This window comes from Rhodovulum bhavnagarense (assembly GCF_004343505.1).
GTDB classification, from domain to species: Bacteria; Pseudomonadota; Alphaproteobacteria; order Rhodobacterales; family Rhodobacteraceae; genus Rhodovulum; species Rhodovulum bhavnagarense.
On sequence record NZ_SLXU01000002.1, the window covers coordinates 282,626 to 298,367 of the forward strand.

14 protein-coding genes are annotated in these 15,742 nt (G+C 65.2%); 8 read left to right on the forward strand and 6 right to left on the reverse strand.

What is annotated here, in order from left to right; all coding sequences use genetic code 11:
• The first annotated feature begins 39 nt into the window (after window positions 1-39).
• The 3 genes from EV663_RS04925 to EV663_RS04935 are packed head-to-tail and all read left to right on the forward strand — an operon-like array spanning window position 40 to window position 2,557.
• Entirely contained in the window at window positions 40-1,575 is a 1,536-nt protein-coding gene (locus tag EV663_RS04925) for an FAD-binding domain-containing protein (RefSeq protein ID WP_132950669.1), read from the forward strand.
• Window positions 1,576-1,578: 3 nt separating this feature from the next.
• Window positions 1,579-1,773: a DUF2256 domain-containing protein gene (locus tag EV663_RS04930; RefSeq protein WP_132950670.1), complete on the forward strand. Its 195-nt coding sequence runs from the start codon at window positions 1,579-1,581 to the stop codon at window positions 1,771-1,773.
• Between the two features lie 7 nt (window positions 1,774-1,780).
• Window positions 1,781-2,557 carry a gamma-glutamyl-gamma-aminobutyrate hydrolase family protein gene (locus tag EV663_RS04935; protein ID WP_132950671.1) on the forward strand — a complete coding sequence of 259 codons (777 nt, stop codon included), beginning with the start codon at window positions 1,781-1,783 and terminating at the stop codon, window positions 2,555-2,557.
• A 30-nt stretch (window positions 2,558-2,587) separates the two neighbouring features.
• Here EV663_RS04935 and EV663_RS04940 read toward each other — a convergent pair whose 3' ends face one another.
• Window positions 2,588-5,695: a Hint domain-containing protein gene (locus EV663_RS04940; RefSeq protein WP_132950672.1), complete on the reverse strand. Its 3,108-nt coding sequence runs from the start codon at window positions 5,693-5,695 to the stop codon at window positions 2,588-2,590.
• 160 nt (window positions 5,696-5,855) lie between these two features.
• A complete protein-coding gene (locus EV663_RS04945) occupies window positions 5,856-6,386 on the reverse strand; it encodes a GNAT family N-acetyltransferase (RefSeq protein WP_165910130.1) in 531 nt (176 codons plus the stop codon).
• A 384-nt stretch (window positions 6,387-6,770) separates the two neighbouring features.
• Between EV663_RS04945 and EV663_RS04950 the strand changes: the two genes are divergently transcribed.
• From EV663_RS04950 to EV663_RS04970, 5 genes are all read left to right on the forward strand, one after another.
• Window positions 6,771-7,193, forward strand: coding sequence for a rhodanese-like domain-containing protein (locus tag EV663_RS04950; RefSeq protein ID WP_132950674.1), 423 nt, complete (start codon window positions 6,771-6,773; stop codon window positions 7,191-7,193).
• Window positions 7,190-7,657 (forward strand): methyltransferase family protein, encoded by a 468-nt coding sequence (locus EV663_RS04955; protein WP_132950675.1) that lies wholly within the window; start codon window positions 7,190-7,192, stop codon window positions 7,655-7,657. Before EV663_RS04950 ends, EV663_RS04955 begins: the two co-directional genes overlap by 4 nt.
• Before the next feature lie 127 nt (window positions 7,658-7,784).
• Window positions 7,785-9,359: a Re/Si-specific NAD(P)(+) transhydrogenase subunit alpha gene (locus EV663_RS04960; protein ID WP_132950676.1), complete on the forward strand. Its 1,575-nt coding sequence runs from the start codon at window positions 7,785-7,787 to the stop codon at window positions 9,357-9,359.
• A 16-nt stretch (window positions 9,360-9,375) separates the two neighbouring features.
• Window positions 9,376-10,809: an NAD(P)(+) transhydrogenase (Re/Si-specific) subunit beta gene (locus EV663_RS04965; protein WP_132950677.1), complete on the forward strand. Its 1,434-nt coding sequence runs from the start codon at window positions 9,376-9,378 to the stop codon at window positions 10,807-10,809.
• 268 nt (window positions 10,810-11,077) lie between these two features.
• Window positions 11,078-12,364 carry a DUF3422 family protein gene (locus EV663_RS04970; protein WP_132950678.1) on the forward strand — a complete coding sequence of 429 codons (1,287 nt, stop codon included), beginning with the start codon at window positions 11,078-11,080 and terminating at the stop codon, window positions 12,362-12,364.
• A gap of 86 nt (window positions 12,365-12,450) precedes the next feature.
• Here the strand turns inward: EV663_RS04970 and argE are convergent, their stop codons facing one another.
• The 4 genes from argE to EV663_RS04990 form a co-directional block, all read right to left on the reverse strand.
• Window positions 12,451-13,617: an acetylornithine deacetylase gene (gene argE, locus EV663_RS04975; protein WP_132950679.1), complete on the reverse strand. Its 1,167-nt coding sequence runs from the start codon at window positions 13,615-13,617 to the stop codon at window positions 12,451-12,453.
• Window positions 13,618-13,678: 61 nt separating this feature from the next.
• Window positions 13,679-14,689 carry a GTP 3',8-cyclase MoaA gene (gene moaA / locus EV663_RS04980; RefSeq protein ID WP_132950680.1) on the reverse strand — a complete coding sequence of 337 codons (1,011 nt, stop codon included), beginning with the start codon at window positions 14,687-14,689 and terminating at the stop codon, window positions 13,679-13,681.
• A gap of 67 nt (window positions 14,690-14,756) precedes the next feature.
• The gene (locus EV663_RS04985) at window positions 14,757-15,437 is read right to left on the reverse strand and encodes a DNA alkylation repair protein (protein ID WP_132950681.1); all 681 of its coding nucleotides are present in this window, start codon (window positions 15,435-15,437) and stop codon (window positions 14,757-14,759) included.
• Window positions 15,434-15,742, reverse strand: a 309-nt coding sequence (locus tag EV663_RS04990) for an SIS domain-containing protein (RefSeq protein ID WP_132950682.1), incomplete at its 5' end; no start/stop codon positions are given. The genes EV663_RS04985 and EV663_RS04990, both read right to left, overlap by 4 nt.

Consider the following 15,742-nt stretch of genomic DNA (forward strand, 5'->3'; position numbering starts at 1 on the left):
CGCCTTGGCGGAGTCCGATGTTCGATTTATGTTCTCGCCATGGATGTGACGATTCTCTGGTTCAAGCGCGATCTGCGGGTGGTCGATCACCCGGCCCTGGCCCGTGCGGCCGAGGGCGCGGGCACGGTGCTGCCGCTTTACATCGTGGAGCCGGACTATTGGGCGCTGCCCGATACCTCGGCGCGGCAATGGCGCTTTACCGCCGAGAGCCTGCAGGCGCTGTCGGCGGATCTGGCCGCGCTGGGCGCGCCCCTGCAGGTCGAGATCGGCACGGCCGTGGCGGTGCTGGACCGGCTCGCCGACCGCTGGCCCGTCACCCACCTGATCAGCCATGAGGAAACCGGCAATGGCTGGACCTATGACCGGGACCTGGCGGTGGCGGCCTGGGCGCGGGGGCGCGGCATCGTCTGGCAGGAACTGCCGCAATCGGGCGTGGTGCGGCGGCTGAAGGGGCGGGATGGCTGGGCGGGGCGGCGTGACCGGTTCATGCGGGCTGACCCGGTCCCCGTGCCGCCAGCCCTGCGCGGGCTGGAGGGCATCGCGCCCGGCGCGATCCCCGAGGCGCGCGATCTGGGGCTGGCCTTCGATCCCTGCCCGGGGCGGCAGCGGGGCGGGCGGGCGGCGGCGCTGGACTGTCTCGACAGTTTCCTGACCGCGCGGGGGCAGGACTATCGCCGCGCGATGTCCTCGCCGCTGGCCGGTGCGTCGGCCTGTTCCCGCCTCTCGCCCCATATCGCCCTGGGCACGGTGTCCCTGCGCGAGGTGGAGCAGGCCACCGCCGCGCGCCGGGCCGAGGTCGGGGGGGCGCGCGACGGCTGGGCCGGCAGCCTGAAAAGCTTTACCTCGCGCCTGGCCTGGCGCGACCATTTCATGCAGAAGCTGGAGGATGAGCCCAGCCTTGAACACCGCTGCCTGCATTCCGCCTATGAGGGGCTGCGCCCGCGCGCACCCGACGCGGACCGGCTGGCCGCCTGGCAGAAGGGCGAAACCGGTCTGCCCTTCGTCGATGCCTGCATGCGGTCGTTGATCCATACCGGCTGGCTGAATTTCCGCATGCGGTCGATGCTGATGGCGGTCGCCTCCTATCACCTGTGGCTGGATTGGCGCGCGACAGGGCCGCATCTGGCGCGGATGTTCACCGATTACGAACCGGGCATCCACTGGCCGCAGGTGCAGATGCAGTCGGGCACCACGGGGATGAACACGATCCGGATCTACAACCCGGTGAAACAAGGCCATGACCAGGACCCCACCGGCGCCTTCACGCGGCGCTGGCTGCCCGAACTGGCCGAGGTGCCGGATGCCTTCCTGCAGGAACCCTGGCGCTGGGAGGGCGCGCCGCGCCTTCTGGGCCGCCGCTATCCTGCGCCCGTCGTCGATGTCACGGCCGCCGCGCGGGCGGCGCGGCAGGCGGTCTGGGCGGTGCGGGGGCAGGCGGGCTTTGGCGCGGAGGCCGCGCAGGTGGTGGCGCGCCATGCCTCGCGCAAGGACCGTGCGGGCCGCTTCGTCAACGACCGTGCGCCGCGCCCGCGCCCGCGCCGGGGCGACGCAAGGCAATTGCAGCTGGATCTTTGACCCATGGCGAAGATGCGCCGCAAGGGCGATCTGCCGACAAAGACCTGTGCCGCCTGCGGCCGGCCTTTCACATGGCGTAAGAAATGGGCGCGGGACTGGGAAAACGTGCGTTTCTGTTCAGACCGGTGCCGCCGGGCGGGGCGCGGCTGTTCCTCGGGGGGAAATCGACCTATATCGTCAGGTGAACCCAAGCAATGAGGATTCCATGGCGCGCCCCCGGGTCGGCATCATCGGCAACAGCTACCTGATCAACGACGAATACCCGGCCCATGCGGGCGGCACGATGAATTCCGAGGCCGTGGCCGAGGTGGCCGGCGCCATGCCGCTGCTGATCCCGGCCGATCCGCGCTTCGTCTCGGTGCCGGAACTGCTGGACAGTTTCGATGGCTTTCTGTTCACCGGCGGACGGCCCAATGTCCATCCCGAGGAATACGGCGAAGCCGCGACCGAGGCGCATGGCGCCTTCGATCGGGCGCGCGACGCCATCGCCCTGCCGCTGATCCGCGCGCTGGTCGAACGCGGCCAGCCCTTTTTCGGCATCTGCCGCGGTTTCCAGGAGGTCAACGTGGCCCTGGGCGGCACGCTGCATCCCGAGATCCGCGATCTGCCGGGCCGGATGAACCACCGGATGCCGCCCGATGGCACGCTGGAGGAAAAATTTGCCCTGCGCCACAAGGTGACCTTGGCCGAAGGCGGGGTGTTTCACCGCCTGCTGGGCGCGACCGAGGTGATGACCAACACTCTGCATGGGCAGGGGATCAAGACCGCGGGCCCCCGTATCGTGATCGAGGGCCACGCCCCCGATGGCACGCCCGAGGCGATCCATGTCGCAGATGCGCCAGGATTTGCGCTGGCCGTTCAGTGGCATCCTGAATACCGAGCCGCCTGCGATCCGGTGTCGCGCCCGTTATTCGAGGCGTTCGGCCGGGCGGTGGCGGCCTGGGCCGGGGGGGAACGGTCGGCCCTGCGCAAGAGCGCCTGATACCGCCACCGGCAAGGCACGACATGGGCCTCAGGCGACTTCGAGGATCTTGGACTCGAAGCGTTTCAGGCACATCCGCGAGGTCGGCCCATAGCTTTGGGGCAGGGCGCGCAACTGGGGAAAGATACGGAACAGTTCTTCGCGGGCGGGGCCGCGCACGGCATCTAGGCCGACATGACCTGGATGAAAGCTTTCGCTGCGGGCGCCCTCGGCAAAGACGATCTCGTGCCGGTCAAACATCATGTGGAAATAGGTCACCTCGCCGCCCGGCTCTTCCAAAACCTGGTGGTGGTCGACCAGGTGCGCGGCGGGTACCAGAACCTGGTTGTCGCCAAACAGCAATTGCGCGCGGTAGCCTTCGTAAAGCATCCGGTGCTGGGGCGAGACCACGAGATCGCGCCGGTTGCCGAACAGCCCCGCACGGATACGGATCGGGGTCAGCCTGCCCTTGGCGGGCACGCTGCGCGAGTCGATCCAGCGCAGTGGCTGTGGGCCGTTATCGGCGGTGAGCACCATGTCGTCGGGGCGCAACTCTTCGATGGGCCGCTCGCCGCGCGGGGTCATGATATGGGTGCCCTTGGCAAAACAGATGATCGTCTCGAACCCGCTGAAATTGACGATCGTACCATCCAGCAGCGTGGCCGTCCCCGACAGGCCGCCCGCGGCGTCGTCGGTTTCGCTATAGCTGATGGAGCCAAGCAAGAGCTGGCCGTTGAAATCAAGTGTATCGCCAAGCGTCTCGCCGGTTTCGCCGCCATCAAGCGTCATCGAGCCCGACCCAGGCTCGCCGTAATCGGTGACGGTGAAATAATCGTCGCCATCACCGCCCGAGGCGCTGTCGCCCTCTGCGACGGTCAGGCTATCATTCCCCGCCCCGCCGATAAGCGTATCGGCACCTGCCCCGCCGATCAGGACGTCGTCGCCCGCGCCCTCGGCCATGGCGGGGCCGCTGACAAGGGGCGAGCTCGCCAGCGGTGAAACCGTGCCCGAGGGCGAGGTGATCGTGCCGTCCAGCGTATTGCCGCCGGCATTTTCCCAGTAGCGGACTTCGATCGTGTAGGTTTCACCGGCCACCAGGTCGATCTGGCCCGTGCGGGTGGTCGCGGCCTGGTGGTAATCGTTGTCAAGGTAGTCGAGAGTTGTGCCGTCAGAGTTCAGCACTGCGACCGGCGTTCCGGTTGAATCGAGTATCCTCAGGGTCGAACCGTCGTCAGAGGTCAGGCTGAAGCCATGGGTGCCGGTTTCATCGGGTGTCAGCGTCGAGGTATAGACCACGCCGAAATCGTTCGGATCGCCGCCGGTTCCGCGCAGGGCGTTTATAAGGGCCTGGACGTCGAAATCGTCGGTTGTGCCGCTACCCGCGAGTGTTCCCGCCTCGATGTCGAAGGCTTGATCGCCGGTCGCTGCGAAATCGTAGTTATAGGCCGAATAGTTCCATGCGCCCGAAATCGGCGCCGGGGCCGTGCCGTCGCCAACCAGCAGATCGTTGCCGCTGCCTCCGCTCAACGTGTCGTGGCCGCCAAGCCCTGTCAGCGCGATCCCGCCGGTGGTCGCCGAGGCGTCAACGCCGTCATCCTGCCCGGTCAGAACGACCTCTTCGATCTCGGAGAAACCGACGCTGTTGGTGCTGTCGCCAAGGCTGCCCGTGCCGCCGGCGCCAAGGCTGCCCGAGATGGCGGTTGTCAGCGTCGAAAAATCCAGGATGTCGCTGCCAGCGCCGCCTTCGGCAATGTCGGTGCCGAACCCGTCACCAAAGGAAAAGCGGTCCGCACCATCCCCGCCATAAAGCACGTCATCGCCCGCACCGCCTTCGAGGGTGTCGTCATCTCCGGCTATCGGCACGGTGTCGTATTGCACGTCGCCGATCCAGACGCCGCTGGCCCCGGTGCCGATATTGTCATAGTCGATCACGATCCGGGCGACCGGACCAGCGACCTGGACCAGGATCGATCCCTCGGCGGCATCGGTTGCGTCCTGGGTCTGGGCGGCGGTTGCGGTGTTGCCCGAAATCGTGTCGCTACCGGTCGTACTCAGGCTGACCGCAACCTCGTTGCCCTGCGCGTCATAGGCAGTGACCGTCACCCGGTCGAGGTGATCGTTTGGCTGCCAGTCCAGGTCGTTGATGCGGAAGGCGACGTTCTGCACTTCGTCGTTCAGGCCCGAGCCGGTTTCCGCTGCGAAATCCAGCGCCATCGTGGCTACGTCGCCCGAACTGCCATAGCTGGCCAGGAGCACGCTTGAATCCGGGTCGAAACTCTCGCCCGCCGCGACATACTGGTTATCGGTCGCGATTTCGGCGAATTCGAAGGTTGCGCCCTGCGTGACCGAGACATTGACGCGCATGTCGCCCATGTCCACGGAAAGGCCGTTGCTGATATCCGCGCCGGCCCCGCCAATATCGGACCATGACATGGTTTGCGTGGTCGGGGTTGCCACCGGGCCATCGCCCCACAGCGTATCATTGCCCGCGCCGCCCGACAGCGTGTCCTGCCCCGCACCGCCAAAAACGGTATCCGCGCCCGATCCCGCCCAGATACGGTCATCGCCATCGCGGCCGTCGATCACATCGCCAAGTCCCCCCGCGCCCGTGCCGCCGCCATCATCGACGATATCGCCCTCGGGATCGTCGACATAGGCTGTGCCGATCGCGTCATTGCCCACCGTGCCATCGACCACGCGGGACGGTTCGGCCATGTTCTCGGCGTAATCGACGTAACTGAACGCGATATCCCCCGCCGCGGCATCGGGGTTGGTGTCGTTTTCGAGAACCTCGTAGGTGCGGCCCTGTACGAGTTGCCGCTCGGCCAGGATGTAAAGTCCCGCCGCGGCGCCCTGTTCGACATCGAACGCGGCGAGTTGAAAGATGTCGCCGGTCTGGGTGTCGCGCACGGTCCAGACTTCTTCTGCGTCGACCGCGGAGTTTGTCGAGGTCGCACCATTGACGTTGACGGTCGCGGTCGCAGTTTCGGCGCCGGCATGGTCGTCGTCCAGGCTGATGCCCTCGATACCGGGCTCGTTATCGGTGATGGTTGCGGTGGCGTCGAAATCGCTTGGCCCGTTCCAGACAAAGACATCGCCGATACGGTCCGGCAACGCGCCTGGCGAAAGGGAATAGAATGAGACCTGATACGTTGCCATGCCTGCCCTCGCAGCCCCTTTTCGGGGTCATGCCGCTTTACGCCGCCCCTTCCCGGGCTCGACGGTTCAGAGCATGGAAGGGGCGGATTACTCGCTACTTCGAGGTCTTATCGTCGTGAACTGGGGAATGGGCGGGGCCGGATTGTGGACAAATTGCGGTTTATTTTGACGTTTGCCCCGCCCCGAGCATCAGCTCCATGCGGAAATTCGTCAGCGCTACGCCGTTTCGGATGGTGCTTTGGCGGGCTGTTTGCCGCCATCCCATCCGGGCAAGGAAGGGCCTCGCCACGAGGCTTGCATTGGTATCGAGAAGGTTCAGCCCGCGGCCGCGCGCGGCCTGCACGATCGCTCCGTGCAGGACACGGCCGATGCCCTGGCCTGCCTTGTCGGGAGCAACATAGGCAAGGTCTAGATGTCCGTCCCGGCCCAGGGTCATGAAGCCCGCCACATGCCCGCGATGTTCCGCGATCAGCGTGATCTCTGCCAATAGCAGCGCTTCCCAATCGGCGGGAGGCAGGGGCGAGGGCGCCCATGCCGCGCGCTCGGCAGCGGTGTAAAGATGTGCCGCGCCCCTGTGGACCGCGGCATGGAACACCGCGTGGGTGGCAGGGCCATCGCCGGGACGGGCCGGGCGCAGGGCCACGCCGATCGGGTCACGCCGACACGGATAGGACAGAGGAAGTCGTCCCATGACCATTTTCCCATGACATAGCAAATGATTGCCGCTGCGCGTTACCGTTTGTGCACCGCGATACAAAGCGGTGAATTTCCGGGGGCGTGGTGCCGGGGACGCGGTGATTGCGGGTCGCCATTTCGTGCCATTTCCCGCCGAGCGCGCGTGCGCCGCGATCGATGGTCGTCGTCGCTCGTCGGTTCTGCGCTTTGACGAACGGAAAAAGGGGCTCCTCGTGCAAGCAGGTCGGGGGGCAGGTGGGGGCAAAATTCGACATCGGCACTCCTTGGTGCCAGCCTTGCCCGCGCGGGCCGTGCCGCGCAAGGGGGCCGCGCCATTCCGGGCTTGATCGGTGGGGCCTTGCGCGCCTAAATCGGCGCCACGCCTGCAATGAGGATAGCCATGAACCGCCCGATTGCCGCTCGTGCCCTTGCGCTGGCCTCCATCCTTGCTCTCTGGTCGACGGCGCAGGCCGTTGCCCAGGACGATCCCGTCGCCGAGGCGATCCGAGACTACATGGATTTCGCGCCCTACGAGGCCGGTATCATCCTGCCCGACCAGATCACCCCTGAGTTGATTTCGCGCGTGACCTTTGTCGATGCCCGCTCGGCCGACCAGTACCGGGCAGGCACGATCCCCGGTGCGCTGAATGTGGAATGGCGCGAAATTCCCGCCCGCCTGGATGAATTGCCCGATGAGGGGCTGGTCGTGCTTTTTTGCAATACCGGCAGCCTGTCGGCCCAGGCGGCGTTTGCCGCGCGGCTCATGGGGCGGGAAAATATCGTGGTTCTGCAAACCGGCATCAACGGCTGGATGGCGCGATGACACGGGTTCTGGGCTGGCTGATCCATCGGCTGGAACTGCCGCCGGGCTGGATGATGGGGCTTGCCGCGATCGCCTGGGCGCAGGCAAAGGTGCTGCCGCTGCACATCCTCGGCCTTTTCGGCGATATCGCCGGTGGCGCGCTGGTTCTGGCGGGGCTGGCCGTGTCGGGCTGGGCGGCGCTGCATTTCGTGCTTGAGCGGACCTCGCTGATCCCGCGCACAAAGCCAAATACGCTGGTGACGGGTGGAATTTACCGCTTTTCGCGTAACCCGATCTACCTGGCCGATACCGCGATCCTGCTGGGCCTGATCCTGTACTGGGACGCGCTTTTGTGCCTGCCATTGGTTCCGCTTTACATGAAGATCATCGAACGGCGTTTCATCCGCCGCGAAGAAGCCGTCCTGCGCGAGCATTTCGGCGTTGAGTTCGAGGCTTATGCCGCGCGGGTGCGGCGCTGGATCTGACGCGCGGATAGGCCACAACAGAAATGCGGCGGGATCGGCTTGTGAAACTTTGTTTCGCGGTGGTATGAGACGGCGACCTGACCCGGCCGATCTGCGGCCCAACGCCTTTAAAGAGGGGATCAAAGACGTGAAAATCGGGGCACCGAAGGAGATTTTCGAGGGCGAGGCCCGCGTGGCCATGACCCCCGACAGCGCCCTTCAGCTGCAAAAGCTGGGCTATGACTGCCTGATCGAAACCGGTGCGGGCGACCGCGCGGGCTTTACCGACGAGGCCTACAAGAAGGCCGGCGTCGAGGTTGTGCATTCGGCCGCCGCGCTCTGGCAGGCCAGCGATATCGTCATCAAGGTGCGCGAGCCGTCCCAGGAAGAGGCCGAGCGCCTGCACAGGGGCCAGACGCTGATCAGCTTTTTCTGGCCAGCCCAGAACGAGGCGATGCTGGAAACCTGCAAGGCCAAGGGCGCCAACGTCATCGCGATGGACATGGTCCCGCGGATCAGCCGCGCGCAAAAGATGGACGCGCTGTCCTCGATGGCCAACATCGCGGGTTACCGCGCGGTGATCGAGGCGGGCAACAATTTCGGCCGCTTCTTCACCGGCCAGGTGACGGCCGCCGGCAAGGTGCCGCCGGCCAAGGTGCTGGTGGTCGGCGCCGGTGTGGCGGGCCTGGCCGCGATCGGCACGGCGACCAGCCTGGGCGCGATCACCTATGCCTTCGACGTGCGCCCCGAAGTGGCCGAGCAGATCGAATCGATGGGCGCCGAGTTCGTCTATCTCGACTTCGAGGAAGAGACCCAGGACGGGGCCGAGACCGGCGGTTACGCTGCGCCCTCGTCGCCCGAGTTCCGGGAAAAGCAGCTGGAGAAATTCCGCGAGCTGGCCCCGGAAATGGACATCGTCATCACCACCGCGCTGATTCCCGGCCGCCCGGCGCCCAAGCTGTGGCTGGAGGACATGGTCGCGGCGATGAAGCCCGGCTCGGTCGTAATCGACCTTGCCGCCGAGAAGGGCGGTAACTGCGATCTGACCGTGCCGAACGAGAAGATCGTCACCGACAACGGCGTGACCGTCGTCGGCTATACCGATTTCCCCAGCCGGATGGCGACGCAGTCATCCACGCTCTATTCCACGAACATCCGCCACATGATGACCGACCTGACGCCCGAAAAGGACGGCAAGGTCGTGCACAACATGGAAGATGACGTGATCCGCGGTGCGACGGTGACGTTCCAGGGCGAGATCACCTTTCCGCCGCCGCCCCCCAAGGTGAAGGCCATCGCGGCAAAGCCGCAGGCGGAAAAACCCAAGGAACTGACGCCCGAGGAAAAAAAGGCGCAGGAAAAGGCCGCCTTTCGCAAGCAGACGATCACCCAGGTCAGCCTTCTGACGATCGGCGCCGCGCTGTTGCTGGGTGTTGGCCTGGTGGCGCCGGCCAGCTTCATGCAGCACTTCATCGTTTTCGTGCTGGCGGTTTTCGTCGGGTTCCAGGTGATCTGGAACGTCAGCCACTCGCTGCACACGCCGCTGATGGCGATCACCAACGCGATCTCTTCGATCATCATTCTGGGCGCCTTGATGCAGATCGGATCGGGGTCGTTCCTGGTGATCATCCTCGCCGCGCTGGCGGTGTTCATGGCCGGGATCAACATCTTCGGCGGCTTCCTCGTGACACGGCGCATGCTCGCCATGTTCCAGAAATCGTGAACTAGGGGTGGAGATAATGGATTTCGGATTCACGACAGCGGCCTATGTGGTTTCGGCCGTGCTCTTCATCCTCGCGCTAGGCGGGCTTTCGGGCCAGGAAAGTGCCAAGCGCGCGATCTGGTACGGCATTGTCGGCATGGCGTTGGCGGTGGTTGCGACCCTTATCGGCCCCGGACAGGGCCTGTGGATGCTTTCGCTGATCATGATCGCGGGCGGCGCGTTTATCGGTTACCAGCTCGCGACACGGGTGCAGATGACCCAGATGCCAGAGCTTGTGGCGATCATGCACTCGCTGGTCGGTCTGGCGGCGGTATTCGTCGGGTTCAATGCCGAGTTCGAGTTGAACCGGGTGCTGGTCATGGACGAGGCCGCACGCGAAGCCTTGACCGGCTTTGCCGCGATCCTCGCCCACAAGACGCCTGTCGAAATCAACATCTTGCGCGTCGAACTGGTGCTGGGCGTCTGGATCGGGGCGGTGACCTTTACCGGCTCTGTCATTGCCTATGGCAAGCTGGCGGGCCGGGTGGATTCCGTGGCGAAAAAGCTGCCGGGCGGGCATATCCTGAACGCCGCCGCGGCGATCTTGTCGGTGGTCATGGCGGTCTGGTTCTTCAATGGCGGCGGGTTCGTTGCGCTGTTGGTGCTGACGCTGCTGGCGCTGTTTATCGGCTATCACCTGATCATGGGGATCGGCGGCGCAGACATGCCGGTCGTGGTCTCGATGCTCAACTCCTACTCGGGCTGGGCCGCCGCGGCGATCGGCTTCAGCCTCGGCAATGACCTGCTGATCGTGGTCGGCGCGCTGGTGGGGTCGTCTGGTGCGATCCTCAGCTATATCATGTGCAAGGCGATGAACCGCAGCTTTGTCAGCGTGATCCTGGGCGGCTTCGGCGGCGCCAGCGGTCCCGCGGCCGAGGTCGAAGGCGAGATGATCGCCATCGATGCCGATGGTGTTGCCAGCGCGCTGGAGGATGCCGACAGCGTGATCATCGTGCCGGGCTACGGCATGGCGGTGGCGCAGGCGCAAAATTCGGTCTCGATGCTGACCGATCACCTGCGCAAGCAGGGCAAGAGTGTGCGTTTTGCCATCCACCCGGTCGCGGGACGTCTGCCGGGGCATATGAACGTTCTGCTGGCCGAGGCCAAGGTGCCCTATGACATCGTGCTTGAGATGGACGAAATCAACGAGGATTTCCCATCGACCGACGTCGCTATCGTGATCGGGTCCAACGACATCGTGAACCCGGCCGCGCAGGATGATCCGAACTCGCCCATCGCGGGCATGCCCGTGCTGGAAGTCTGGAAGGCAAAGCAGGTCTTTGTCATGAAGCGCGGAAAGGGCACTGGCTATTCGGGTATCGAGAACCCGCTTTTCTTCAAGGAGAATACGCGGATGTTCTATGGTGATGCGCGCGAGAGCCTGGACAGGTTGCTGTCGCTGATGCGCTGAGGCTGGCCCTTTCGTGTTTGCGGCGCCCCGCCCGGCCGGCGGGGCGTTTGCATTTCCAGGCCATGGTGTCGCGCGAGTGTGGCGCATGTTCCTTGCCCGGCCGTTTCCGGCCCGTTGCTGGCCGGGGCAGGGGTATTTGAGCCAAGAAGAAGCAGGGGCGCGAGATTCCGGTCACTTGCGGGATCTTGACTGCCAGGCGCGCCTCGTCGCGTTTACAATCGGCGCGTATGCGCTAGTCCTTGACTGGACCCGGACAAAGAGGCGGCACATGAGCCCGATCGAAGATCATCCGCTGCGTTACATGCTGACCAACGAGTTGCACGCGCGCCCCTTTCCCTCGCTCAAGACTCCGTGCCACGCGGCATTCCTGGCACTCAAGCAGCCCAGGGACGCGGCCAGCCGTGACCGGGATGCGGACCGGGCGCATGTCGTGGACCTTTTGGACCGGTTCGGCGCCCAGCACCCCAAGCCGGGAGATACCCATTTCTTCGGGGACATGGGGCGGCACCAGATCAAGTGGGAAAGCCATGCCGAGTTCGTGACCTACACGATCTTCACGCCCGGCGTGGCCGCACGTCCCTTTGACCCGGCGGCCTTCGAGGTGTTTCCCGAGGATTGGCTGGAAAATGCGCCGGGGATGCGGTTGACCTCGGCGCTGATCCGGGTGGAGCAGTTGCGCGATGGACGCGAGGATATCGGAGAGCGCCTGGCCGAGTGGTTCGTTCCCGACAGTTTGACGGCGTCTACCATCCTGGACGATGCGGGCGTGATGGCCACCGATTTCCGTATCGATTCCGGCGGGCATATGCGCTTTGCGGTTTTCGCGCGGCCGGGCACTGGCGAGAGGCGGGTAGGCCGGATCGTGCAGCGCCTGACCGAGATCGAGACCTACAAGGCAATGTCGATGCTGGGCCTGCCCCGAGCGCGGCATTTGTCCGCGCGGCTGGGCGAACTGGATCCGCAACTGAGCGAACTGGTGGGCGAGATGACAACCGGTCATCGTCAGCCCGAAGAGACGTTGAAGGGGCTTTTGGCGGTGTCGGCGGAACTGGAAAGCCTGCTGGCTCAATCGGCCTTCCGGTTCTCGGCCACGCGCGCCTACGAGGCGCTGGTGCAACAGCGCATCGAGGTTCTGCGCGAGCAGCGCTTTGGGTATCGCCAGACTTTCAGCGAATTCATGATGCGCCGCTACGAACCCTCGATGCGCACTGTGCGGGCGACCGAGACGCAGTTGCATTCGATGGTGGATCGCGCGGCGCGGGCGGCGACGCTGTTGCAGACCCAGGTGGACGTCGAACGTTCGGCCCAGAACCAGAGGGTTTTGGAGAGCATGGATCGCCGCGCAGATATGCAGTTGCGCCTGCAACGCACGGTCGAGGGGCTGTCGGTGGTGGCGATCAGCTATTACGCGGTCAGCCTTGTGTCTTACATGGTCTATCCTCTGGCCGATCGGTTGGCGCTGTCCAAGGGGCTGTTGACCGCGCTTGTCACGCCTGCCGTTGTGTTCGGGGTTTGGCTGATGATCCGACGGATTCGCCGCTCGATGGGGCATTGAGCGGGGCGGGGGTGCGCGCGTGGCCCATGCGCGCCGGTTTCGAACTGACAGGGCACAGGCGACTGGACGTTGGCCCGGCACCGAGGCTAGGACGCGAGATGGGCGAGCAGGCGGTTCATGAATGTCTCGCCCTGCCTGAACTGGTCTAGCGAGATGTATTCATTGGGCTGATGCGCCTGGGCGATGTCGCCGGGGCCGCAGATCACGGTCGAAAAGCCCGCCTGCTGGAACTGCCCCGCCTCGGTGGCGTAGCTGACAACATGAAGGGCATTGTCGCCTGTCAGGCGACGGGCAAGCGCCTCGGCGGGGTTGTCGGGCCGAGGTTGCAGGGCGGGTACATCGAAAGTGGGCGTGCTTTCGATCCGGGTTGCGGGGTGGATGGCCTGCATCCGGGCCTCTGCACGGGCGCGTTCGTTTTCCCAGGCCTCGCGCCAGCGCTCAGTGCCCTCGCCGGGCAGGCAGCGCATGTCCAGCCCGAAGGCGCAGGTGGCGGCGGTGATGTTATGGGCGGTGCCCCCCCGCACCTGGCCCACGTGAAGCGTCGTCCAGGGCGGGTCGAACAGGGCGTCATCGTCCAGGGGCGCACGGGCGCGGTTTTCCCCGTTGCGGTCATTGGCCCAGTCGATCAGGGCCGCGGCCTCCATCACCGCCGAGACGCCTTTGTGCATGAGCGAGGAATGCACCTCGTGGCCGGTCACGCGCACGTCGAAGCCGATCGTGCCCTTGTGGCCGGTGACGACCTTCATCGCCGAGGGTTCGCCCACGATCACTGATTGTGCCCTCGGAAAACCCGCCGCGCGCATGTGATCGATCATCGCGGGTGCGCCCAGGCAGCCGACCTCTTCGTCATGGGACAGGGCCAGTTGCAACGGGGATGATACGCCCTCGATCCGTGCGCGTACCAATGCCCAGATCGCCAGCGCGTTGAACCCCTTCATGTCGCAGGTGCCGCGACCGTAAAGACGGCCATTCCGTTCCACGACAGTCCATGGGTCGGTGGCCCAGTCCTGGCCTGCGACCGGCACGACGTCGGTATGCCCCGATAACAGCACGCCACCCGGTGTCTCAGGGCCGGCATGGGCATAAAGGCTGGCCTTGTCGCGGGCGGCATTCCAGACGCGGGTCACCGGGATGGCAAAACTTGCGAGGTAGCCCTCGACCCAGTCGATCAGCGCCAGGTTGCTTTCGCTGCTGACCGTGGGAAAAGAGACAAGCTTTTCAAGCAGATTTCTCGGGGGCAGGGGTGTGGCCATGAAAAGGTCCGGTTTGGTGGGTGACACGGTTGGAATGGGCGGCGGGGCCGGTCAAGTCGGCCTAGCCGCCCGTGTGGCTCATGTGGCGGCTGACCTGCCCATCGGCGCGTTGGCGCGAATAGTCGAAATCGTGGCCCTTGGGCTTGTCCGCGACGGCGTCCCGGATCGCCGCCACCAGGGGCGCGTCGTCATCGGGCGCGGCGCGCAGGGGCGCGCGCAGATCGGCGCGGTCCTCTTGCCCCAGGCAGGTATAGATTTCGCCTGTGCAGGTAACCCGCACGCGATTGCAGCTTTCGCAAAAATTGTGCGAAAGCGGCGTGATAAAACCGATCTTTTGCCCTGTCTCGGTCAGCCGGACATAGCGTGCGGGCCCGCCCGTGCGCTCGGCGAGATCCAGCAGGCAATAGCGTTCGGCCAGCCGGGCGCGCACATCCTTCAGCGACCAATACTGGTCGATCCGCTGTTCGTTGCCCAAATCGCCCATCGGCATGACTTCGATAAAGGTCAGGTCCATGCCGCGGGCCGCACACCACGCGACAAGGGCGAACAACTCGTCCTCGTTGAACCCTTTCAAAGCGACGGTGTTGATCTTGACCCGAAGCCCCGCCGCCTGTGCCGCGTCGAGACCGCGCATGACCTGGTCCAGCCGGCCCCAGCGCGTGACGCGGGCGAATTTGTCGTTGTCGAGAGTGTCGAGGCTGACATTCACCCGGCGCACGCCCGCCGCGTAGAGACCCGAGGCGAATTTTTCCAGCTGCGAGCCGTTCGTGGTCAACGTCAGTTCCTCGAGCGTGCCGTTGTCGAGGTGCCGCCCCATCGCGTTGAAAAAGGTCATGATATCGCGGCGCACCAGCGGCTCCCCCCCCGTGATGCGCAACTTGCGCACGCCTAGCCGGATAAAGGCGCTGCACAGGCGATCCAGTTCCTCCAATGTCAGCAAGTCGCGCTTTGGCAGGAAGGTCATGTTTTCTGCCATGCAATAGACGCACCGGAAATCGCAGCGGTCAGTCACCGATACGCGCAGATAGGTTATGGCGCGGGCAAAGGGGTCGACCAGGGGGGTGTGCTGCATCATGTCGCAGAAGGTAGGCGGCGCCCGGCCCGGCCGCAAGCCGCTTTCGCCGCGGGGGGACCGCAGGTTAGTCGAACAACCGCGTCACCTCTTTGCGGGTCGTGGACGACATCTCTGGGCCATGCGCGGTGATAAAGTTCCAAACGGCGTCGGGGTCGCGTCGCCACAGATCGCGCAGCCACGATGAAATGGCCTGTTGAATGGCCCGGTCGGGGTCGGCCGCATAGCCGGCTGCCCATCCCGTAACGCGCGCGCGTATCGCAAGGTCGGCAGGCTTGGGGTGAACCATCCTGGCCCAGGGCAAGGTCATCGCCAAGGCGGCGCGCCTGGTCCACACATGCGATGCGCAGGTCCATGCCTCGACCTCGTCCAGCCGCGCGGGATCGGCGACCAGCCGCTTTTGCCCTGCGGCCGCCAAGGCGTCGGCGATGGCGCGGTCATCGACCGAGGGCATCCATTCGACGATCAGCCGCCACGCGCCCTCGTCTCGGGGACGGATGCGCGCCTGTGTCAAGAGCTTGGCCGCCACGATCCGGGATTCGTGCAGGTCGCTTTCCCAAAGTGCCCGGGCCAGCGCGAGGCGTTCGTCCAGATCACAGCCCTGTCGCCAGGTCCGGGCAAGATCGTCGAGTACGGATTTGGCGATGCCGAGAGTGACCCGCGTGGATTTGTGCTGCTTGGCCCTGCTGGTGTTTTTCTGCACATCGCCCAGGGCAAGGAGCACCTCGATCGCGGCCTGGGGTGTCATTCCACGGTTACGGATTTTGCAAGGTTTCGGGGTTGATCGACATCGGTGCCCTTCGCCACGGCGGTGTGATAGGCCAAAAGCTGGGCAGGCAACGCGTAGAGGATCGGGGCGAACATGTCGGGGGCCTCGGGCATGACCAGCGTCTGCCAGACCCCGTGCCCGGCCTCGGCTGCGCCGCGGGCATCGGTGATCAACACCACCTTGCCGCCGCGGGCCATGACCTCTTGCATGTTCGACACCGTCTTGTCGAACAGCCGGTCATGGGGGGCCAGAACGATCACCGGCACGGTCTTGTCCACCAGCGC

Bases quoted from the DNA above. Each gene is read 5' to 3' on its own strand.
- EV663_RS04925 (WP_132950669.1), top strand. From the start codon at position 40: ATGGATGTGACGATTCTCTGGTTCAAGCGCGATCTGCGGGTGGTCGAT.
- EV663_RS04930 (WP_132950670.1), top strand. From the start codon at position 1,579: ATGGCGAAGATGCGCCGCAAGGGCGATCTGCCGACAAAGACCTGTGCC.
- EV663_RS04935 (WP_132950671.1), top strand. From the start codon at position 1,781: ATGGCGCGCCCCCGGGTCGGCATCATCGGCAACAGCTACCTGATCAAC.
- EV663_RS04940 (WP_132950672.1), bottom strand. From the start codon at position 5,695: ATGGCAACGTATCAGGTCTCATTCTATTCCCTTTCGCCAGGCGCGTTG.
- EV663_RS04945 (WP_165910130.1), bottom strand. From the start codon at position 6,386: ATGGGACGACTTCCTCTGTCCTATCCGTGTCGGCGTGACCCGATCGGC.
- EV663_RS04950 (WP_132950674.1), top strand. From the start codon at position 6,771: ATGAACCGCCCGATTGCCGCTCGTGCCCTTGCGCTGGCCTCCATCCTT.
- EV663_RS04955 (WP_132950675.1), top strand. From the start codon at position 7,190: ATGACACGGGTTCTGGGCTGGCTGATCCATCGGCTGGAACTGCCGCCG.
- EV663_RS04965 (WP_132950677.1), top strand. From the start codon at position 9,376: ATGGATTTCGGATTCACGACAGCGGCCTATGTGGTTTCGGCCGTGCTC.
- EV663_RS04970 (WP_132950678.1), top strand. From the start codon at position 11,078: ATGAGCCCGATCGAAGATCATCCGCTGCGTTACATGCTGACCAACGAG.
- argE (WP_132950679.1), bottom strand. From the start codon at position 13,617: ATGGCCACACCCCTGCCCCCGAGAAATCTGCTTGAAAAGCTTGTCTCT.
- moaA (WP_132950680.1), bottom strand. From the start codon at position 14,689: ATGCAGCACACCCCCCTGGTCGACCCCTTTGCCCGCGCCATAACCTAT.
- EV663_RS04985 (WP_132950681.1), bottom strand. From the start codon at position 15,437: ATGACACCCCAGGCCGCGATCGAGGTGCTCCTTGCCCTGGGCGATGTG.